This window comes from Halorubrum xinjiangense (assembly GCF_900102375.1).
GTDB classification, from domain to species: Archaea; Halobacteriota; Halobacteria; order Halobacteriales; family Haloferacaceae; genus Halorubrum; species Halorubrum xinjiangense.
Map to the genome: position 1 here is coordinate 117,830 of NZ_FNBO01000005.1, position 20,366 is coordinate 138,195.

The following is a 20,366-nucleotide window of genomic DNA, read 5'->3' on the forward strand; positions in this document are numbered from 1 at the left end:
TGCCGTCCGCGCTCACTCGGCGGGTTCCGTCCCCGCCCGTAGCGACGGGTAGTCGTCGACGTCCGTGATGTCGGTGATAACGATCCGAGTCGCCTCGACGTCTTCGACCACGGCGTTCCAACCGCCGACGCTGATCCGGTCGGTGCCGGTGTCGACGACCATCAGCACCTGCCCGGCTACCTGCGTGTCCGACTCTCTGTCGCCCACGTGCGACCGGACTTCTTCGACGGTCCCCGCGATCGTCCGCGGTTCGCCGGTGGAGACGTCGTTCCCTTCGACGCGGACGGTCACGGTCGCCTCGGACTCAAAGAGGGGCCGCGCTTCGCGCACCAGCTGACGGATGTCGACGTACTCGATCGGCAGCGTGTCCTGCCCTTCCGAGTATATTGTCGTCCCGTGTTCCCACAAACACGTCATGAAGAACCAGTGGAAGACGAAGGTGTACTCCTCGTCGTTGACGAGGACGCCGGTCTGATTGACCGCGTCCGGGTGATGGGAGAAGCAGGCGCTCTGTCGGTCGACGGACGCGACGAACGGCGCCGGGAGGCCGCGGTATCGCGCCTCCCGACAGATCCCGGCTAGCGATTCGACTGTTGGCTGATCGCCAGTCGATTCCGTGTTAACAAGAATATACACGGCGACGCCCCGCTCGTGCGCCCGTTTTAAGGGATCACGAAGCTTCTCGAGTTGCTCGGCCGTCACGGAGACGTACACGCGGGTTTCCGCCTGTTCGATGAACAGCCGCGCGCGGTCGAGAACTGTCTGGAACTGCTTAACGATGCTGGCAGTGGATTTTTCGAGCGGCGGCTGTTCCCATCGATCCTCTATTTCGGTAGTCGCCCACTCCAACTGGTCGATCCTGTTTTCGAGGTCTTCGAGTACCTTCGCAGGGCCGTGTGCCCGCACTTTGATGGTCCCCTGCTCGTATTTCTCGACGTAGCCGCGCTCGGCCAGAGCGTCGATCACGTCGTAGACGCGCGGCGTCGGGATGTCGCTCTCGTTGGCGATCTCGGTCGCCGTCGCGGTCCGCAGATCGAGGAGCGCGACGTAGACCGCCGCTTGGTACGGTGACAGGCCGGCGTTTTCGAGCGTCTCCGTCAGGGAGTCCGCGTCCATACCTCCCTCTACGCGGGTAGCGAATAAGTATCATCGTACCCGACGAGACAGGGAGAGGGGTGGCACGCACCGCGAGCGAACGTCGGGACCCGGGACGTGTCATGTCGCACTGAACTCGGCCTCACTCTTTTGGCACACCGGAACGACTCGGCGCGTATGCCCTCCGAGAGCCGAAAACCTTCCGCCGCCGACGCCGTCGACACCGCCGAGAGCGTCTCGGCAGTCGACGACGGCGGCGGTGTGGCCGAGGGGTCCGAAATCCCCCGCGACCCCGAGACGACCGCCGAACGCGATCCGATCGAGTGGGGGCCGGTCCGCCACGACCGTCTCCGCTCGCTCGCGGCCGGGGCGACGGCCGGGGTCGTCGGGGCGGTCCTCGTCTCGATCGGCGCCGTCGGGGGCGCCGCGCTCACGGGCGCCGCCGCCGGCGAACTCAGCCTGCCGAGCGTCGGGGTCGCCGAGGCCGCCGTCGGCGTCGGGTTCCTGTTCGCGCTCGCGGTCGCCACCCTCCCCGCACTGTACGTCTGGTACCGCGAGACCTCGGTCGACGAACTAACCGCCGCTCGGCTTCGCGAGGCCGCCGGCGCGCTCAGCCCGGGCTGGACGCTCGCGGGATTCGGCGGGGTCGTCGCCGCGGCGTTGGCGCTCCCGACCGACTTCCTGCCCGCCTTCTGGTCGCTGTTCTGGCTCGTCTGGTTCGTGCCGGCCGCCGTCCAGTCGTCGGGCGTGGCCGTGCGGGTCGACCCGGCCGAGCGGACGGTCGAGCGGACGTATCCACGTCAGGATCGGACCCGGAGCGACGACCTCGGCTCCGTGGTCCGAACGCGTCGGCTCGACCTCCCGTGGACGACGCTGTTCCTGCTCGCGTACCGGGGGAACGCGTGGTACCGGTCGACGCCGTGGCTGTTCGTTCCGGTCGAGCGCGCCGACGAGGTCGAGTCGACGCTCGACGCGGTGCTCTCGGCGAGCGACGGCCCGGATCGCGCGAGCGTCCCGGAGCGGCTCACCCTCGCGGCCCTGGGCTCGTTCTCGCTCGTCGTCGGCATCTTGATGGCGGTCGCGACCGGCGAGGGCGCCGGCGGACTGGCGCTGTCGCTGCTCACGGCCCCGTTCTCGCTGCTGTTCCTCGCGCTGGCCGCGCGGCTGTGAGCCGGCGACGAGCCCGGGCCGCGGTCGCGCTCGGCACCGGACGTGACACCCCTCACCACGCGACTCATATAGCCGCGGCACGTAACGCGAGCATGGACAGACAGCGTCTGGAACGCGCACTCGAAGACGAGTTCGGCGGGACCGAGCCCGAGCGGCGCGCCGTCTCGCGGTCGGCCCGCGACCTCGTCGACTCCGGGCGGCCCTCCGAGGACCGCGGCCACGGACTGACCGTGACAGGGGTGGTCGGGCACATGGAGGACGCGCCGGACGGCTCCTCGCTGGTCGAGCGGTGGAACTGGTGGATGGGCGCGCTCGACGCCGCCTACGGCGGGTACGACTACTTCACGGTTCGGTTCGTCGAGGGCGACGAGGCGACCGGCCTCCGCCGGTAGGGCGAGGACGGTTTTTCGACCGGCGACCGCCGGCGATCGGAATCGACCGAGAGCGGTGCGAAGCTGTCCACTTTCACTTTCACTCCGCGGATGGCTCGCTTATAGGTGCGTTCCGGACCGACGTGGAGACATGAGCGCAGTCACCGCCGACCGACCGCGGTACGCGACGCCGACGCGCGTGGACGTCACCGACTGTCGAACCGACCGCCTGCCGGACCGGGTCCGGGCGAACCGCGTCGACGGCAGCGAGGTCCACCTCGAGCGCCGCGGCGGCCGGACGTTCCTCGTCACGCGACCGAACGAGTGACCGCCGCTTCCGAGCGGTAACGAAGCGAGAGCGATAAGAGAGCGAGAACCGTCAGCGAGGACCTCAGTCGTCCGCCGGCAGCTCAGCGCGAGCGAGTTCGCCGTCGCCGAGCCGGCTTTCGAGGCCGACGCCGAGCGACTCGTTCGTGCGCGCGACCGACTCGGCCGCGTCGACGTCGCTCGCCATCGCGCGGATCGCGTCGACGTTCTCGGGGACGACGTCGGCCTCCTGGTGGACGTTCTGGAAGAGGTAGAGGTCTCGGCCCGTCACGCTTATCGACTCCTCCCAGACGCAGTTCTCCCAGAGGTCGCCGCGCGGGCGGCCGGCGTCGGCGGCGTACTCCTTCAAGGCGCCGGCGCCGTCGATGCCCGCGGCCTCGGGGACGAGGAAGATCCGGCTCTCGTCGGCGAGCAGGTCGCGGACGGCCCCGGGGTCGGGGGCAGTCTCTACGGTGACGTTGACGCTGTGGGTGTGCATCCCGGTGACCGGCGCCCTCAGGGCCGCGGTGTCGACGGTCACGTCGGGGAGGATCTCGTTCACGTCCGGGCCGTGGTGGGAGGGGACCGTCGCCGGGTCGGGGACGATGTCGTTTATCGGGCCGCGGTCGGTCTCGTTCGGGTCGCCGCCGCGGCGCACGAGCGTGACGCGCGCCTTCTCGACGCCGTACGTCTCGTCAAGCGGCGCGAGCAGCCGCGAGAGCGCGGTCGTGTTACAGGAGACGACGCGGACCGAGTCGGCGCCGCGGGCGGCCTCGAACCGGCCGCGCGCGTTGAACGAGGCCTCCGCGACGTCGGCGTCCTCGCCGCCTTGGAACACCGCCCGCGTGTCGTGCGCCTCATAGATGGGCGCGTTGCGCTCGCCGACTCCGGAGGGGGCGCAGTCGACGATCACGTCGACGGCGTCGAGCAGGTCGCCGAGCGCGCCGGCGAGGCCGACGCCGGCGGCCGCGAACTCGTCGACGCGGTCCTCGACGGCCGCGTACAGGTCGTATCCGCGGCGGGACGCGGCCTCGACGCCGTAGTCAGGCGACGCCTTCGTCACACCGACGAGCTCCATGTCGGGCTGGGCCGCGACGGCGTCCGCGACCCGCTTACCGATCGTGCCGTAGCCGTTGACGCCTACGCGTATCATACCTCCTTGTCGCTCGGGAACCGGTATAATCTTTTCGAGGTTCGCAAAATGAAATTAACTACCCCACGAGTAATCGATCGGTTAATTCGACGCCGAGCGGCACCGGACGTAAATAATTCAATTACGGAATGGAGTAAAATCGTCGATGACAAGGCCTAACGCCCGGCCGAACGGAGTCGCGGCCATGGCAGCCGATCTCTCCGACGCCGCGGCGACCGCGGTCGAACAGTGTCTGAACGTCTCCCCCGACGAGTCGGTCGTCGTCGTCACGGACGACGAGCGCGAGCCGATCGGCGAGGCGCTCTACGCGGCCGCGAGCGACGTCACGGACGACGCGACGGTCCTGCGGTACCCGCCGGCCGAGCAGCACGGGACGGAGCCGCCGGCGCCGGTCGCGGCCGCGATGAAGGCGGCCGACGTCTTCCTCGCGCCGACGACGAAGAGCCTGAGCCACACCCGCGCCCGCGGCGCGGCCTGCGACGCCGGCGCGCGCGGCGCGACGCTCCCGGGGATCACCGAGGACGTGTTCACGACCGGGCTCGACGCCGACTACGCCGCCATCGACGCCGCCTGCGACGACGTACTCGACCAGGTCGCCGGCGCCGACGAGGTGCGCGTCACCGCGCCTGCGGGCACGGACATCACGTTCGGGATCGGCGACCGCGAGTGGCTCGCGGACACCGGCATGGTCCGCGAAGCCGGCGACTTCTCGAACCTCCCCGCCGGCGAGGTGTTCATTGCCCCCGAGACCGCGACCGGCACCTTCGTCGTCGACGGGACGATGATGCCCCACGGCCTGCTCGACGACGGCCAGACGCTCGCGTTCGAGGTCGAGGACGGCTTCGTGACGGACATCGCCGACGACGCGATCCGCGCCGACGTGGAGGCCGCCGACGACGAGGTCGGCGACGCCGCGTACAACCTCGCGGAGCTTGGAATTGGGACGAACGGCGGCGTCGACGAGCTGGTCGGCTCGGTCCTCTTAGACGAGAAGGCGGGCGGCACCGTCCACATCGCCATCGGCGACAACGCCGGGATCGGCGGCGAGACCGACGCGCCGCTCCACCTCGACGGCATCATCCGAAACCCGACCGTCTACGCCGACGGCGAGCCGGTCGACCTGCCGAGCGCGTAAGACGGCCCAGATTGAGTGTCTGATTTTTCACTTATAAATAAACGGTGCGGTGGCGCGTGCCGACGAGCGCCCGGAGGGCGCGAGTCGCACGCGCGAGGGAGTCAGTCGGCCGGAGCGAAGCGGAGGCCGACTGACGAGGCTGGGGAGGTGGGAGGTGCGGTTGCGGTGCGGGGCGGGACTCAAAGGGGCGGCCGTGAGGCGGGCGCAGGCGACGTAAGCACCACAGCGAAGGAGCGATAGCGACTGAGCGAGGAGCGCAGCGAGCGTGCGCCCGCCTCACGGCCGGGGATTTGGAGGTGGCTGCCACCAGTTTACTGACTTTCATTTATATCCGAACGGCCGGGGCCTTGGAGGTGGCTGCCACCAGTTTACTGACTTCCATTTATATCCGAACGGCCGGGGATTTGGGGACGGTCGCCCACAATTCGCCGGCAGCCATTTATAAGAGGCCGACGCCAGACACGGAAGATCTCAATACCCGATCAACGACTTATTCCACGACCGCGAGCGCCACGCCGTTCACGTCCCTGACGCCGACCACTTGGTGGCGCCAGCCGTCGCCGGCGTCGACACAGAGCGTCCCCGCCTCGGTGACCGCGACGGAGACGCCGGGCCCGTAGCCGAGCGCCACAGCGGCCTCGTCAACGGGTAGCTCCGCGACCGCCCACGTCTCCTCGCCCCACTCACCGGACGCGTCCGAGTGAACGAGCAGGTCCCCGTCGACGACCGCCATCGCGTGGCCGTCGCCGTCGGCCGCGACCGCGTCCGCGGCGGCCTCCCGAGCCGTCATCCAGCCGTTGCCGAGCCAGTAGAGCCCCGCGCCGGTCGCTGCGAGCGGCATCCCGGCGCCGGCCACGTCGCGCGCGTCGTCCAGCCCGACGTCAGTGAGCCCGTCCTCGCCGACCCGAAAGACCCCGTCCGCGGCCGCGACGAGCGCGCCGTCGACCGCGCGCGGGTCCGCGACGCTCCCAAAACGCGTTGTCGACGCGATCGCTACCCCATCGTCCGCGAACGCGACGCGCTCGATCGCGCCGTTCTCGCGCGCGACGATCACCCCCTTACGACCGCTCGCGACACCGACCGCGACCGCCGGATCGTCGTCGACGAACGCGAACTCCGGGTCGTCGCCGACAGCGGCGACAGAGAGACCGTCGGGCGCGGCCGCGACGACGAGGTCCGTACCGTCACCGCGCGCGAGGACGGCAACGTCGCGCGCGGGGTCCCGTGCGACCATGTCGAACGCGCCGATCTTGTCGGCCGACAGCGAGACCCGGACGATCCCAGCCCCGGTCGCGACGTAGGCGTCGGTGCGGCCGGCGCTGCCCGCGTACACGCGCTTTTCGTCGATCGAGATGTCGTCCTCGGCGGGAGCCATCGGGAGGCCGTTCTCCGCGGCGGGACATAAGCCCCGCGCGAGCGTTCCGACGGCCATTTGGTCGCCCCCGACGAACCGCAGTCCGTGCAATCGGTCGCCGCCGACCTCTCGACCCTGCTCGCGGACGTGGTCCCCCGGCTGGCCCGGATCACGGCGTTCATCGCGGGCGGCGTCTTCGCCGCCAACGTCGCCGTCGCGTTCGGGCTGGTCCGGTACGTCGCCGGGATCGCGGGATGGCTCACGCGGCCGGCAAACCTCCCGGACGAGGTCGGCACGGCGATCCTCACGACCGCGGCGTCGACGACCGCGGGCTACGCCACGCTCGCGGAGTACCGCGAATCGGGGCTGCTCGACGACCGGGCGACGCTCGTCGCGGTCGTGATGAACACGTTCTTCGGCTTCGTCCAGCACGTGTTCACCTACTACGTCCCGGTGTTGATCCCGATTCTCGGCGTCACTACCGGCGGCGTCTACGTCGGCGCGCGCGCCGGCATCGCGCTGCTCATCACCGTTACGGGCGTCCTCGCGGGCGGACTCCTGCTCTCCGAGTCCAACGTCGACCGCGCCGCGCTCGCCGACGTCGACGCGACCGGCCCGGAGGCCGACGAGCGCACCTCCCGAGAGCGCGTCCGCGACGCCGCCGGGAAGTCGTGGAAGACCCTCCGCCGGATCGTCCCGCGGCTCGCGGTCGTATACACGCTGGTCATCTGGCTCGTCACGACGTACGACGTGACGGCGCTGACGAGCGTCGCGGAGCCGATCACGAGCGTGCTGGGCCTCCCGGGCGCTGCGGTGCCCGTCATCGCGGTGTTCACGCTCGACACGACCGCGGGCGCGGCGACGCTCGCCGGGGCGGAGGCCGGGGTCTTCACCACCCGGACCGCGGTCGCGTCGCTGCTCATCGGGAGCATCCTCTCTTTTGCCGTCTCGACGTTCCGGCGCTCGATCCCGTTCCAGTACGGGATCTGGGGCGCCTCGTTCGGCACGAAGGTGATCGTCGTCAACACCGCCCTCAAGCTCGTCTTCATCTCGGCGACGGTCGCGCTGCTGCTCGCGCCGGTGTGGTGAGGCGGTCGCCCGCGGGCGCCGACGATCGCGCCGACGGCGGCGACCGACCGCGCCGGCGACGCCCGAATCAGTAGGTTCAACACCGCCCCGGACCGATCGGCGCGCATGGCCCTCGAAAAGGACGTGGACTGTCCCGCGTGCGGCGAGACCCGTTCGTTCTACCGGACCGCGGCGATGACGCTTCACCTCGGCGAGAAGACGAAGTGGCGCTGTCCCGACTGCGGGTACGGCTACGTCGAGATCGACGGGATCGACACGCTCCCGGCCTGACTCGGCTGGCACCCGCCCTTCCTCGTCACCCCACCACGCCACAACACTCAGTAGCCCCGCGGCTGAGTCGGATCGCATGAACCGGACACGGCGACGGTCCGCGGAGGCGAGAGCGTGTGGTCGGTGAGGCGCGCGACCCCGAGAGCGACGTGGGCCCGCTCGACGGGCTCACCGTGCTGGACCTCTCGCGCGTGCTCGTCGGGCCATTCTGCACGATGCAGCTCGGCGACCTCGGCGCGGAGGTGATCAAAGTCGAGCGACCCGGGCAGGGCGACCAGACGCGGACGTGGGTCCCGCCGGCGTTCAGCAAGGGCGACGACGAAGGGAAAGAAAGCGCCTACTACGTCAGCGTCAACCGCAACAAGCGCTCGATCCAGCTGGATCTCACGACCGAAGCAGGCCGTGCGGTCGTCCGCGACCTCGCGCGCGAGGCCGACGTGCTCGTCGAGAACTTCCGGGTCGGCAAGACGGAAGAGTGGGACCTCGGCTACGGCGACCTCGTCGACGAGAACCCCGGACTCGTCTACTGCGCGATCTCCGGCTACGGCGAGTGGGGGCCCGACCGCGACAGGCCCGCGTACGACATCATGATGCAGGCACGGGGCGGCTTCATGTCCTTCACGGGCGTCGAGGGCGGCCCGCCGGTCCGGATCGGCGTCGCGCTCGCCGACGTCGGGGCCGGGATGTACGCGACGCAGGCGATCCTCGCGGCGCTGCTCGAACGCGAGCTGGGCGACGGTCGGGGACAGAAGATCGACGTGAGCCTGCTGGACGGGCAAGCCGCCTGGACGAGCTACATGGCGACGAACTACTTCGCCAGCGGCGAGCCCCCGGGCCGGATGGGGAGCAAACACCCGAACATCGTCCCCTACCGGGCGTTCGAGACTGCGGACGACTACGTCGTCGTCGCCTGCTCGTCGGACCGGTTCTGGCCGCCGCTGTGCGAGGCGATCGACCGCCCCGACCTGCTCGCAGACGAGCGGTTCGAGACGAACGAGGGGCGCGTCCGGAACCGCGAAGAGCTCGACCGCGAGCTTGAGGAGACGTTCGCCGCGCTGTCGACCGACGAGGCGGTCGAGCGGCTGGACGAGCACGACGTGCCCGCGAGCCGCGTCCGCGACGTGAGCGAGGTGTTCGCCGACCCGCAGATCGAGGCGCGCGGGATGCTCGCCGAGGCGGAACACCCGACCGCCGGAACCGTGCGGTTCCCCGGCTCGCCGATGCACTTCTCGCGGACGCCGACGACGGTCCGCCGCCATCCGCCCGCGCTCGGCGAACACACGGAGTCGGTGCTACGGGAGTACGGCTACGGCGACCGCGACATCGACGAACTGCGGAGCCGCGGCGCGATCTCGGAGTAGCGATATCGGAGTAGCGATACCAGCGAGCGCACGGCGAAAAAGAAGAGCGCACGGCAAAAATGATGCCCAGATGCCGCGGCGACCGCGGGGACGCCCGGCTTACAGGATCCCCGCCTGCTCGGCGCGCGCGACGATGCCGCGGGCCATCTTGTCGGTCGCCTCGTCGACCATCTCGCCGTCGACCGAGACGGCGCCTTTGCCCTGTTCTTTCGCCTCCGCGTAGGCGTCGACGATCTGACGCGCCTTCTCGGCCTCCTCGGGCGAGGGCGCGAACGTCTCGTTGGCGGGCTCGATCTGGCTCGGGTGGATCGCCCACTTGCCGTCACAGCCCAGCTGGCTCGCCCACCGACAGGAGTCGCGGAACCCCTCCGCGTCCTCGATCTCGGCGTACGGGCCGTCGATCACCTGTAGCCCCTGCGCCTTCGCCGCGTGGGCGATGCGCGCGAGCTGGTAGTGCCAGTAGTGGCCGGGGTAGCCGCCGCCGGAGCCGATGGTGAGCCCGGCGGCGCCGACGTTGGCGGTGTAGTCGCCGGGGCCGAAGACGAGCGACTCCAGGCGGTCGCTGGCGCGGGCGATGTCGGCGACCTTCGTCATCGCCTCCGGCGACTCGATCTGCGCCTGGAGGCCGATGTCGCCGACCGGCAGGTCGTTGTTCTCCTCGACCTGCGTCAGCAGGTTATCGACGGTGGCGACCGTCTCCGGGTTGTTCGCCATCGGCACCATGATCGTGTCGAGGTACTCGCCGGCGCGCCCGACGACCTCGATCACGTCGTCGTAGAACCACCTGGTGTCGACGCCGTTCATCCGGTAGCAGGGTCGGGTGTCGGACCAGTCGTACTCGATTAGCCCCTCGATGACGTTCTCGCGGGCGTCGACCTTCGCCGCGGGCGCGACGGAGTCCTCCAAGTCGAGGAACGCCTCGTCGGCGCCGGAGTCGGGCGCCCGCTCTATCATCTTCGGGTCGGAGCCCGGCGTCGCCAGCTGGCTCCGCCGGAGCGTGACGTCGTCCGGCCCGCCCATCAGTCGTCGCCCTCCGAGGCCGTGATCGGGTCGTTCTCGTCTTCGGTGAAGCCGGCCGACTCCTCCTGGCGCCGCCGCGCCTCGGGGTCGAACTCGGCCTCGACCTCCTGATACCGCGGGACGAAGGATAGCTCGTGGTGGCTCTCGGTCTCGTGGCCGATGTACCGCTCCTCGAGGTCGAACTGCGCCGCCTCGTCGTTCTCTGCTATGTTCGCGAAGTCCTCGTAGGCGGCGTGGGCGCCGGAGTGGAGCCCGTACAGCGTGATGAAGATGTACTGGTAGCCTAAGTCGCCAAGCTCCTCGAACGTCAGCGGGTCCTCTTGGGCGCCCCACTCGAACGAGGAGGAGTAGTTGAAGGCGAGATCCAGGTCGGGGTGGGTCTCGTGGATCGTCTCGGCGTACTCGATCGCGTCCTCGCGCGAGGGGTCGGGCATCTCGGGCCAGACGAGGTCGACGCCGGCGTCGGCGTAGATCCGGCCGCGTTCGAGGTGCTCCTCCCAGTCGCCGTTCGCGGAGCCGTACGCGTCGGTGCGGGCGATAATGACGGTGTCATCGCTCTGCTTGGCGTCGACGGCCGCCTCGAACCGCGAGCGGGCCTGCTCGCGGGAGACGATCTGCTTGCCCGCGATGTGGCCGCAGCGCTTTGGCGAAGTCTGGTCTTCGATGTGGACGGCGGCGACGCCGGCCTTCTCGTACTCGCGGACCGCGCGCCGGACGTTGTGGACGCCGCCGTAGCCAGTGTCGCAGTCGGCGATGACGGGGAGGTTCGTCGCCTCGACCATGCGCTTGGCGTTCTCGACCATTTCCGACATCGTGACCATCTCCAGGTCGGGGAAGCCGAACTGGCCGAGGACGGTCGAGTAGCCGCTCATGTAGGCCGCGTCGAGCCCGGCCATCTCCGCGAGGCGGGCGTCGAGCGCGTGGTAGATCCCGGGCGCGAACGTGTACTCCTGCTCCTCGAACAGCTCGCGGAGCCGCCGGCCGGCCGGGTTGTCGATATCTCTCGTGAAGACGTCGTCGTCGAGTTCGTTGGGATTCATCGGATTACTGCGTGGAATCGTCGGCTGCGGTACGGTTCGTCGTCGCGCGTCGCCCGTCGGCTGCGGTACGGTTCGTCGTCGCGTGTCGCCCGTCGGCGCGGCGGCCGCCGTCGGTGCGGGCGGCCGATGCGAACGTCGTCGGATCCGGTCGCGGGCCGTCGCCGGTGCCCACCATGGGGACGGAACGGCGCGTCGCGTTCGCCCTCATCGCGACCCCCCGTCGGTCCGCGTCCGCGAGGCGGGACGCAGATCGGGGACGAGCGGCGCGTCGCGCTCGCCGTCTGTCGGCGGACGCGTCGGCCGACGGTCGTCGGTCGTCGTCGGCTGTTGAGTGTCGGTCGCCGGCGAGGAACCGGGCGTCCGCGTCCCCGTCGTTCGGCGGGTCGGGATCGTCGGGACCAGCGGCGCACCGGCCTCCTCGGTGAGGGGCGTGCGGCCGGGGATCGTCCGCGGAGAAGTAGTCGTCGCGTTCGACTCGGTCGGTCGATCGGTCGTGTTGTCGGTGCGTCGGGTCGTGTCGTCGGGCGTGTCGTTAGGTGTCGTCATCGGGTCGTGTGGGCGGTTGCGGCGGTCGTCTGGTGATCGAGTCCGTGCGTTGGGTCGCTGCGTGTCCGTGTACGGATACTACCATTGCGACCGAAGCAAATCGGAGGAGGATAATAAACATAATGATTGATAATGATAATATTCGTTATGTTGTTTTATCCGATTAAATGTTCCATGACAACACGCATCGTGATTTGGAGATTCGGTGCGCGTGACGGGAGCGCCGGCGACGTCGTTGGCGGTGTCGGCGGCGCCGGCGGCGAGGGCGACAGCGGCGAGAGCGCCAGTGGCGTGGGCGACAGCGGCAAAGACGCCGGTGGTATGGGCGACGGCGGCCCGGACCGATCGCTTATTGGCTCCACGCGCGGAGCGTGGGGTAGTGAACGAGCGCGACGCCCTCCGGGCCCTCACGGCCGACCTCTCGCACGCGGGCGACGACGCGGCCGTCGTCGACGGGACGGTCATCACGACGGATATGCTCCACGAGCGGACCGACTTCCCGCCCGGGACGACGCGGTACACCGCCGGCTGGCGCGCGGTGGGCGCGTCGCTGTCGGACGTGGCCGCGATGGGCGCGGCCGCCCGGGCCGCAGTCGCCGTCTACGCCGACGAGGGGTTCGACCGCGAGGAACTGACGCGGTTCGTCGCGGGCGCGGTCGACGTCTGCGAGGCGGTCGACGCCGAGTACGTCGGCGGCGACCTCGACGAGCACGTCGAGTTCACGACCGCGACCACCGCGATCGGGGACGTGACCGACGCAGGGCCGGTCACTCGCGACGGCGCGCGGCCGGGCGACGCGCTCTGCGTCACCGGCGGGTGGGGCCGGTCCGCGGCGGCGCTGCGGCTATTTAAAAAGGAGGACGACGAGGCGTTCGAGCGCGCCAACGAGCTGTTCCGGTTCACGCCGCGCGTGGCCGACGGGCTGGCGCTGGCCCCGAGCGCGACGGCGATGATGGACTCCTCGGACGGGCTGGCGCGCTCGTGTCACCAGCTCGCCGAGGCGAGCGGGGTCGGGATCGAACTCGAGCGGGACGCGGTTCCGGTTCATCCGGCGGTCGAGGAGGTGGCCGCGGATTCGGCGGAGCGGTTCGAACTCGCGGCGCACTTCGGCGAGGACTTCGAGCTGTTGTGTGCGGTGCCGGAAGCGGAGGTTGATGCGGTCGAAGCGGCGTGTCCCGCCGGGTTGACGCGGATCGGGACGGTGGTCGAGGAGTCTGATGAGGGGGGCCCGCGCGTCCTCGCGGACGGCGAACCCCTGCCCGACCGCGGATTCACGCACGGCGACGAGTAAGTCGGCGAAGTCCCGGTCACTCACTTATAAATGATCGACCGCAGAGCGACGGTGAACATCACCGAAGCCCCGGTCGCTCGCTTATAAACGGTTGACTGTGGATCGGCGGCAAACACCTCCAAAGCCCCAGCCGCGAGGGACCCGTACGCTCGCTGTGCTCCTCGCTCAGTCACTACGCTCCTTCGCTGCGGTGCTTGGCGTCGCCTACGGGTCCCTCGCGGCTGCCCCTTTGAATCCCGCCCCGCACAGCAACCGCACCTCACACCTCCCCAGCCTCGCCGCTCGCGCCTTTATAAGGCGCTCGCGGCGTCCCTCGCGCGTGCGGTTCGCGCCCTTCGGGCGCTCACCGGCACGCGCCACCGCAGAAATTCACCGCTTTTCGCGACGTCTATCGCAGGAACTCGATCGCGGCGCCCTGCCCGAAGCCGACGCAGAGCGTCGCGAGGCCGCGCTCGGCGTCCTGTTTTTGCATCTCGTGGAGCAGCGTGACGGGGAGCCGCGCGCCCGAGGCGCCGAGCGGGTGGCCGAGCGCGATGGCGCCGCCGTTGACGTTGTACTTGTCCTCGTCGATACCGAGTTCGCGCCGCGAGTACTCGCACTGGGAGGCGAACGCCTCGTTGAGCTCGACCAGGTCGTAGTCGTCGATGTCGGTGCCCGCGCGTTCGAGCAGGCTGCGAGTGGCGGGCACCGGGCCGATCCCCATCACGGTGGGGTCGACGCCGGCGACGTTGTTCGTACCGACCTCCGCGAGCACGTCGAGGCCGTGCTCCTCGGCGAACGCCTTGCTCGTCACGACCGTGAGCGACGCGCCGTCGGAGATCTGCGAGGAGTTCCCCGCGGTGACGGTGCCGTCGCCGGTGAAGGCGGGCGAGAGGCCGGCGAGCTTCTCGGCAGTCGTGTCCGGGCGGATCCCCTCGTCCTCCTCGACCAGTCCGTCGTCGGTCTCGACGGGGACGATCTCGTCGTCGAAGCGGCCCGACTCGGTCGCCTCCGCGGCGCGCTGGTGGCTGCGGGCCGCGTACTCGTCTTGCGCCTCGCGGCTCACGTCGTGCTCCTCGGCGACCTTCTCCGCGGTCATCCCCATCTGCAGCTGGAAGATGTTGTACGCCTCGGACAGCTCGGGGTGGAGGTGCTCGTAGGAGTCGCCGTCCATCGGGACGCGGCTCATGTTCTCGACCCCGCCCGCGATGATACACTCGCGGTTGCCCGCGGCGATCGCGTCCGACGCCGAGATGACCGCCTGCATCGAGGAGGCACACCACCGGTTGATCGAGGTGGCGGGCACCGACTCGCCGAGTTCGGACAGGAGGGCGATGACGCGCGCGACGTTGTTGTCCTGCTCGGTCCGCTGCTGGGCGACGCCCCACATCAGGTCGTCGACGTGGTCGCTGGTCAGCCCCGTCTCCTCGAGCGCGTGGTCGATGAGCGTCGTCGAGAGGTCCTCGCTGCGGACGTCGGCGTAGACGCCCCCGTCTCTCCCCTGCGGCGTTCGGTATGCGGCCGCGATCACGGGCGTAGTCTCGTCTGTCATGAAAGATAACAGGTGAGTCGGCCTATTAAAACGCCGTGGAACGAGCGGGAATCGATCCGAAGTTTATCGTTTATTTTCGAGGAGGCCCTCGCCGGTCATCTTCGCGGGGTGGTCGAGCCCGATCAAATCGAGCAGCGTCGGCGCGATATCACAGAGCGAGCCGCCCTCGCGGATCGCGTTCCCTCCGTCGTCCCCGTCGGGCGTCAGGTAGACGAACGGCACTGGGTTGAACGTGTGGGCGGTGTGGGGATCCTCGGGAGTTCCCATGTCGTCGGCGTTGCCGTGATCGGCGGTGACGAGCGCGTGGCCGCCCGCGTCGGCGACGGCGTCGAGGAGGCGGGAGAGCTGCGCGTCGACGGCCTCGACCGCCTCGATAGCGGCATCGAAGTCGCCGGTGTGGCCCACCATGTCCGGGTTCGCGTAGTTGAGCACCATCAGGTCGGGGTCCTTCTCGTCGATGATCGCGAGCGCCTCGTCCGTGAGCTCCGGCGCCGACATCTCCGGCTGCCGGTCGTACGTGGGGACGTCGGGGCTCTCCACGATCTCGCGCAGCTCGCCGGGGAACTTCACCTCGCGGCCGCCGTTGAGGAAGTAGGTCACGTGGGGGTACTTCTCCGACTCCGCGATCCGGAGCTGCGTGAGCTCCGCGTCGGCGACGACCTCGCCGATCGTGTCCTCGGGGATCGCCGGCGGAAACGCGACCGGGAACGTGAACGTCTCGTCGTACTCGGTCATCGTCGTCATCCGAACGTCGGGCTGGTCGAGGTCGAACGGCCACTCGGGGCGAGTGTCGGTCAGCATCCGGACGAGCTGGCGGGCGCGGTCCGCCCGGAAGTTGAAGAAGATCACGGCGTCGCCGTTGTCGAGCGCGGGCTCGCCGTCGACCAGCGTCGGCACGATGAACTCGTCCGTCTCGCCGCGGGCGTGGGCCTCTCGGGCGGCCGCGACCGCGCTCTCGGCGCGGGAGGGCGCGTCGCGCTCGACGATCGCGTCGTACGCCTTCTTCGTCCGCCCCCAGTTCTCGTCGCGGTCCATCGCGTGATAGCGCCCCGTGACGGTCGCGACGTGGCCGGTGCCGCGCTCGTCGGCCTTCGCGGTCACCTCGGCGAGGAACTCGTCGGCGATCTCCGGGGCCGTGTCGCGCCCGTCGGTGAACGCGTGGCTCGTCGCCGGTACCCCCGCGTCGGCGGCGGCGTCGATCAGCGCGAGCAGGTGTTCGACGTCGGAGTGGACGCCGCCGTCGGAGACCAGTCCCATGAAGTGGACCCGGCCGCCGGTCGACTTCGCGTGCGCTACGGCCTCTGCGATGGCGTCGTTGTCGGAGAGCGATCCCGCTTCGAGCGCGTCCGTGATCCGCGTGTACGCCTGTTTGACGACCCGGCCCGCGCCGATGTTCAGGTGACCGACCTCCGAGTTCCCCATCTGTCCCTCAGGGAGCCCGACGCGCCGCCCGTGAACGACGAGCCGACCGTCGGCGCCGCGGGCGGTCGCCTCGTCGAACGTCGGCGTGTCGGCGACGGCGACCGCGTCTCGACCCGCCGGGCGTCCCGAGGGGTCGACCGTCTCGCCGTCCTCGCCGTCGCCGCCTCCCGCGCCGCTCCCGAGTCCCCAGCCGTCGAGGACGATGAGTGCCGTCTCCATACGACCCGTTTCGCTCCCCGGACTAACTACTCTTCGCTCCGGCCGACCGGTCGGCGAGGACGCCGCGACCCGTCGTTGCCGGTCGCGGCGTGGGAGTCGCGGATTCCCTCGAGGGCGTGGGACCGGAACCGCGCACCGGACCTATCACCTCTACGTAACTATCCGATATTCTTATTATCCGAAAATCGAACAATTTTCGCATGTCAGAACCGGTCCCCTCGATAACTCGTCGCCGACTGCTACAGACTGCCGGAACCGGAGCCGCGGTTTTGGCCGGTTTAACGCCTTTTACCGGGAGAGTTTCGGCACAGGACGGCGGCGGGAGACTCGTTTTCGAGCAGCAGGAGTCGGACGGGGACTCGATCACCGTCACGTCGGTGTCGGTTGAAAGTGAAGGAACACTGATGATTCAGGATCAGGTCGAGAGCAACAACACCATCTTCGCGACGGAGTCCCTTCCGGCCGGAACGGACGAGACGGACCTAGCCGTCGAGTTGGACGAGCCGCTCGAGGAGACCCAGGTCCTCGAGGCCTGGCTCTGGGACGGAGCGGTCCACGACTCGGAGGTGATCACGGTGAAACAGGCGTTGGTCGCCGTCGGCGAGGAGCTCGACGAGACGGTGGGGATCAGCCTCGTCGAAGCGGACCCCGAGTCCGGGTTCAACTACCCGTACTACCTCTTCAGCCCGACCGAGGCGCGCGACGGCTCCATCCCGATTCTCGTCGAATCGAACAACACGGGGACCGCGACGGACGACTTCGAGGAACACAGGTCGGCGGCCAAATCGCTCGTTCGGCGCGGGTCGTCGAGGCCGATCAGCGAGGCGCTCGGAGTTCCGCTCTTGGTGCCAGTGTTCCCGCGTCCGACCGAGGAGCCGGTGGACTGGTCGCACTACACACATCAGTTGGACAGGCAGACGGTAGCCATCGACGGCGGTCCGTTGGAGCGGATCGACGAACAGCTCCTGCGGATGGTCGAGGACGCGAAGGACCGGTTGGCGGGCGACAAGTACGCGTTCACCGACGAGATCATGCTCAACGGGTTCTCCGCGTCCGGGAACTTCGCGGACCGGTTCGCGGTGTTACACCCCGATCGCGTGCTGTCGGTCACCGCCGGCGGACTCAACGGCATGGCGCTGCTTCCACGCGAGGAGTGGAACGGGCACACACTGGAGTACCACGTCGGCATCGCGGATCTGGAGGCTCTCACCGGGGAGCCCGTCGACGTCAGCGGGCTCGCCGAGGTGAACCAACTGCTGTACATGGGGGCCGAAGACACCAACGACACGATCCCGTACGACGACGCTTGGAGCGAGGACCTGCGGGAGTTGGCTTTGGCGGTCTACGGCGAGGACATGATCAACGACCGGTTCCCGCGGTGTCAGCGGGCGTACGACGACGCCGGCATCGAGGCCCAGTTCAGGATCTACGACGACCGCGGGCATCGCCCCGCGGACGCCGAGGACCTCGTCGAGTTCCATCGGCGGAGTCTCGCCGGAGAGGACGTCGGCGAGTTCGGGGAGCGGCTCGGGATCGTGGGCGACATCCAAGCCGCACCGACCGAGCCCCGCGTCGGCGACGCCGTGACGTTCGACGCGAGCGACTCCCGACCGAACACGGGCGAGCTCGTGAGCTACTCGTGGGAGTTCGGCGACGGAGAGACGGCGGCCGGTGAGACCGTGACGCACGCGTACGAGGAGTCCGGGTCGTACCGGGTGACGCTCTCGGTGACAAGCGATCAGGGGACGACGAGGGAGACGACGCTGGAGATGACCGTCCGGACCGCGGACGGTGACGGCGACACAGAGGATGCGTCCGCCGAGCCGGAGATCACCCCATCGTTCACGGTCTCCCCGAGTCGGCCGTCGGCCGGGGAGGAGGCGGCGTTCGACGCCGGAGAGTCGAGCGCGGAGGGCGGCGAGCTCATCAGTTTCACGTGGGACTTCGACGACGGGAACACCGCCGCGGGCACCGACCCGCGGCACGCGTTCGGCGACCCCGGCACGTATCGGGTCACGCTCTCGGTCGTGAGCGACGACGGGGGCTCGGCGGAGACCACGAACGAGGTCACCGTCGAGGAGGCGACGGACGGCCGGCAGACCGAAGACGCCGACGGGTCCGACTATTCGACGCCCGGATTCGGGGTTCCCGGGGCGCTCGCGGGCCTCGGCGGAGCGGTTCATCTGCTGCGGCAGCGGTTGGTCGAGGCGGACGACGACCGGTCCGACTGATCCGTCTCGGGTAGATCAGCCTTTTACCTTCTCGACGCTAACCAGACGTTAATGGACTCCGCGGTACTGCTCGATCTCCTCGGCAACGAGAACCGGCGGCGCATCCTCCGGCTTCTCGCCACCAAGCCCTGCTACGTCACGGAGATCTCGGAGTACCTCGACGTGAGCCCGAAGGCGGTGATCGACCACCTGCGGAAGCTGGAGGAGGCCGGTCTTGTCGAGTCGACGACGGACGACCAGCGGCGGAAGTACTTCCGGATCGCGCGCAGCCTCCGCCTGGAGGTGAGCGTCTCGCCGTACGGCTTCGGCGCGAAGAGCGCGTACCCGGCGAAGAACAGCCTCGACATGTCGGGGCGCTGTCCCCACCTCTCTATCGAGACCCCCGACGGGTCGGGGGAGACCGGCGACCTCGCGGAGCTCGCCGAGGAGTTCGCGCGCCTCCAGGACCTCGACCGCGAGCTCTCGCTCGCCCAGCGGTGGGTCCAGGGGCGCGTCGAGGACGCCCTCGCCGAGATCGACGAGCGCCTCGGCGGGCAGGCCGACAGCCGCTTCTTCGCGGCCGTCATCGCCGCGGTGGTCGAGACCGACGGCACGCCGGCGGCGGTCGCCGACGAGGTCGGCGCGCGGGAGTCGACGGTCGAGGGCGCGCTCCGCCAACTCTCCGACGTCGGCGTCGTCGCGCGCGACGCCGACGGATACCGGGTCCGGTAGCGGGCCCAACCCCCCGCACCCGTCCGGGCGAATCCAGCGAACCGAACCGCTTCCGGAACCTTTTGGCGCGCCGCCGGGAGAGAGCGGACGTGAGCCGCCTCAGAAATCTCTCGCTGTTCTTAGTCCTCGCCGCCGTCTGGGGGTCCGCGTTCGTCGCGATCAAGGCGGGGCTGGCGTATTTCCCGCCGGTGACGTTCGCGGCGCTCCGGTACGACGTGGCCGGCGTCGTAATGCTGGCCTACGCGGCGTACGCGGTCGACGACCCGATCCCCCGCGGCCGCGACCAGTGGCTGGAAGTCGCCTCCGGCGCCGTGTTCATCATCGCCGCGTACCACTCGTTCCTGTTCATCGGCGAGACCGACCCGGCGGTGACGAGCGCCGTCGCGGCCGTCATCGTCAGCCTCTCGCCGCTCCTGACCACGGTGTTCGCGCGCGCCCTCCTGCCCGCGGAGCGGCTGACCGCCGTCGGCGCGCTCGGCCTGGCGATCGGGCTCGTCGGCGCGGTCGTCCTCGCGAACCCGGACCCCGCGAACCTGACCGGCGGCGGCACGGGCGCGAAGCTGCTCGTGTTGCTCGCGGCCGCCTCGTTCGCGCTCGGCTCCGTCCTCTCGCGGGCCTCCAAGGCCGACATCTCCATCGAGACGATGGAGGCGTGGTCGATGCTGCTCGGCGCCGGCCTCACCCACCTGCTCGCGTTCGGCCTCGGCGAGTCGGTCGTCGACACGGTCTGGACGACGGAGTCGCTGCTCGCCCTAGGCTACCTCTCGGTCGTCGCCAGCGGGATCGGCTTCCTCATCTACTTCGACCTGCTAGACCGGCTCGGCCCGATCGAGATCAACCTTGTCTCCTACGTCGCGCCGGTGTTCGCCGCCGTCGTCGGCTGGCTTCTCCTCGACGAGGGGATCACCGCAACGACGGTCGCCGGCTTCCTGATCATCTGTGTCGGCTTCGGCCTCGTGAAACGCGACGCTATCCGCGACGAACTGCGGGCGGCCGGCGTACTCGGCTGACCGCCGCGGCCCCGACGCCCTCCCGGCCCGCTGCCGTCCCG

At 69.5% G+C, this 20,366-nt stretch carries 19 protein-coding genes; 11 read left to right on the top strand and 8 right to left on the bottom strand.

The genetic code is table 11. The annotated features are described in order from the left end of the window. Positions 1-12: 12 nt before the first annotated feature. A complete protein-coding gene (locus F3H13_RS07770) occupies positions 13-1,116 on the bottom strand; it encodes a TrmB family transcriptional regulator (RefSeq protein ID WP_149798472.1) in 1,104 nt (367 codons plus the stop codon). A 156-nt stretch (positions 1,117-1,272) separates the two neighbouring features. Here F3H13_RS07770 and F3H13_RS07775 point away from each other — a divergent pair, with 156 nt between their 5' ends. The 3 genes from F3H13_RS07775 (at position 1,273) to F3H13_RS16180 (ending at position 2,964) form a co-directional block, all read left to right on the top strand. Continuing rightward, the gene (locus F3H13_RS07775; protein WP_149798473.1) at positions 1,273-2,265 is read left to right on the top strand and encodes a hypothetical protein; all 993 of its coding nucleotides are present in this window, start codon (positions 1,273-1,275) and stop codon (positions 2,263-2,265) included. A gap of 92 nt (positions 2,266-2,357) precedes the next feature. Beyond that, positions 2,358-2,657: a hypothetical protein gene (locus F3H13_RS07780; protein WP_149798474.1), complete on the top strand. Its 300-nt coding sequence runs from the start codon at positions 2,358-2,360 to the stop codon at positions 2,655-2,657. 130 nt (positions 2,658-2,787) lie between these two features. After that, on the top strand, positions 2,788-2,964 hold the full coding sequence (locus F3H13_RS16180; protein ID WP_017344528.1) for a hypothetical protein: 177 nt from the start codon (positions 2,788-2,790) through the stop codon (positions 2,962-2,964). A gap of 63 nt (positions 2,965-3,027) precedes the next feature. Here F3H13_RS16180 and F3H13_RS07785 read toward each other — a convergent pair whose 3' ends face one another. Beyond that, positions 3,028-4,095 carry a type II glyceraldehyde-3-phosphate dehydrogenase gene (locus tag F3H13_RS07785; protein WP_149798475.1) on the bottom strand — a complete coding sequence of 356 codons (1,068 nt, stop codon included), beginning with the start codon at positions 4,093-4,095 and terminating at the stop codon, positions 3,028-3,030. Between the two features lie 184 nt (positions 4,096-4,279). Between F3H13_RS07785 and F3H13_RS07790 the strand changes: the two genes are divergently transcribed. Further along, positions 4,280-5,230, top strand: coding sequence for an aminopeptidase (locus tag F3H13_RS07790; RefSeq protein WP_149798476.1), 951 nt, complete (start codon positions 4,280-4,282; stop codon positions 5,228-5,230). 490 nt (positions 5,231-5,720) lie between these two features. On the opposite strand, the gene F3H13_RS07795 is transcribed toward F3H13_RS07790, so the two are convergent. Continuing rightward, a complete protein-coding gene (locus tag F3H13_RS07795; RefSeq protein WP_149798477.1) occupies positions 5,721-6,605 on the bottom strand; it encodes an HVO_0234 family beta-propeller protein in 885 nt (294 codons plus the stop codon). A gap of 84 nt (positions 6,606-6,689) precedes the next feature. Here F3H13_RS07795 and F3H13_RS07800 point away from each other — a divergent pair, with 84 nt between their 5' ends. The 3 genes from F3H13_RS07800 (at position 6,690) to F3H13_RS07805 (ending at position 9,304) form a co-directional block, all read left to right on the top strand. Then, the gene (locus F3H13_RS07800; RefSeq protein WP_149798478.1) at positions 6,690-7,673 is read left to right on the top strand and encodes a nucleoside recognition protein; all 984 of its coding nucleotides are present in this window, start codon (positions 6,690-6,692) and stop codon (positions 7,671-7,673) included. Positions 7,674-7,778: 105 nt separating this feature from the next. After that, complete coding sequence (locus tag F3H13_RS16185; protein WP_007345976.1) at positions 7,779-7,943, top strand: DUF7838 family putative zinc beta-ribbon protein; 165 nt, start codon at positions 7,779-7,781, stop codon at positions 7,941-7,943. Positions 7,944-8,059: 116 nt separating this feature from the next. Further along, entirely contained in the window at positions 8,060-9,304 is a 1,245-nt protein-coding gene (locus tag F3H13_RS07805) for a CaiB/BaiF CoA transferase family protein (protein WP_149798479.1), read from the top strand. Between the two features lie 99 nt (positions 9,305-9,403). On the opposite strand, the gene F3H13_RS07810 is transcribed toward F3H13_RS07805, so the two are convergent. The 3 genes from F3H13_RS07810 to F3H13_RS07825 all read right to left on the bottom strand — a co-directional run bounded on the left by F3H13_RS07810 (position 9,404) and on the right by F3H13_RS07825 (position 11,910). Further along, complete coding sequence (locus tag F3H13_RS07810) at positions 9,404-10,324, bottom strand: HpcH/HpaI aldolase/citrate lyase family protein (protein ID WP_149798480.1); 921 nt, start codon at positions 10,322-10,324, stop codon at positions 9,404-9,406. Then, positions 10,324-11,364: an isocitrate lyase gene (aceA, locus tag F3H13_RS07815; protein ID WP_149798481.1), complete on the bottom strand. Its 1,041-nt coding sequence runs from the start codon at positions 11,362-11,364 to the stop codon at positions 10,324-10,326. The genes F3H13_RS07810 and aceA overlap by 1 nt, the downstream gene beginning before the upstream one ends. 204 nt (positions 11,365-11,568) lie before the next feature. Then, the gene (locus F3H13_RS07825) at positions 11,569-11,910 is read right to left on the bottom strand and encodes a hypothetical protein (protein WP_149798483.1); all 342 of its coding nucleotides are present in this window, start codon (positions 11,908-11,910) and stop codon (positions 11,569-11,571) included. A gap of 379 nt (positions 11,911-12,289) precedes the next feature. On the opposite strand from F3H13_RS07825, the gene thiL reads away from it, so the two are divergent. After that, positions 12,290-13,201: a thiamine-phosphate kinase gene (gene thiL, locus F3H13_RS07830; protein ID WP_149798484.1), complete on the top strand. Its 912-nt coding sequence runs from the start codon at positions 12,290-12,292 to the stop codon at positions 13,199-13,201. A gap of 388 nt (positions 13,202-13,589) precedes the next feature. On the opposite strand, the gene F3H13_RS07835 is transcribed toward thiL, so the two are convergent. Together F3H13_RS07835 and gpmI are read right to left on the bottom strand one after the other, a co-directional pair. After that, on the bottom strand, positions 13,590-14,732 hold the full coding sequence (locus F3H13_RS07835) for a thiolase family protein (RefSeq protein WP_149798485.1): 1,143 nt from the start codon (positions 14,730-14,732) through the stop codon (positions 13,590-13,592). Positions 14,733-14,795: 63 nt separating this feature from the next. After that, the gene (gene gpmI, locus F3H13_RS07840) at positions 14,796-16,373 is read right to left on the bottom strand and encodes a 2,3-bisphosphoglycerate-independent phosphoglycerate mutase (protein ID WP_149798486.1); all 1,578 of its coding nucleotides are present in this window, start codon (positions 16,371-16,373) and stop codon (positions 14,796-14,798) included. Between the two features lie 200 nt (positions 16,374-16,573). Between gpmI and F3H13_RS07845 the strand changes: the two genes are divergently transcribed. From F3H13_RS07845 to F3H13_RS07855, 3 genes are all read left to right on the top strand, one after another. Next, positions 16,574-18,604, top strand: coding sequence for a PKD domain-containing protein (locus tag F3H13_RS07845; RefSeq protein ID WP_149798487.1), 2,031 nt, complete (start codon positions 16,574-16,576; stop codon positions 18,602-18,604). Between the two features lie 51 nt (positions 18,605-18,655). Continuing rightward, positions 18,656-19,315 (top strand): ArsR/SmtB family transcription factor, encoded by a 660-nt coding sequence (locus tag F3H13_RS07850; RefSeq protein ID WP_149798488.1) that lies wholly within the window; start codon positions 18,656-18,658, stop codon positions 19,313-19,315. Between the two features lie 89 nt (positions 19,316-19,404). Next, positions 19,405-20,325 carry a DMT family transporter gene (locus F3H13_RS07855; protein WP_149798489.1) on the top strand — a complete coding sequence of 307 codons (921 nt, stop codon included), beginning with the start codon at positions 19,405-19,407 and terminating at the stop codon, positions 20,323-20,325. Positions 20,326-20,366 lie beyond the last annotated feature (41 nt).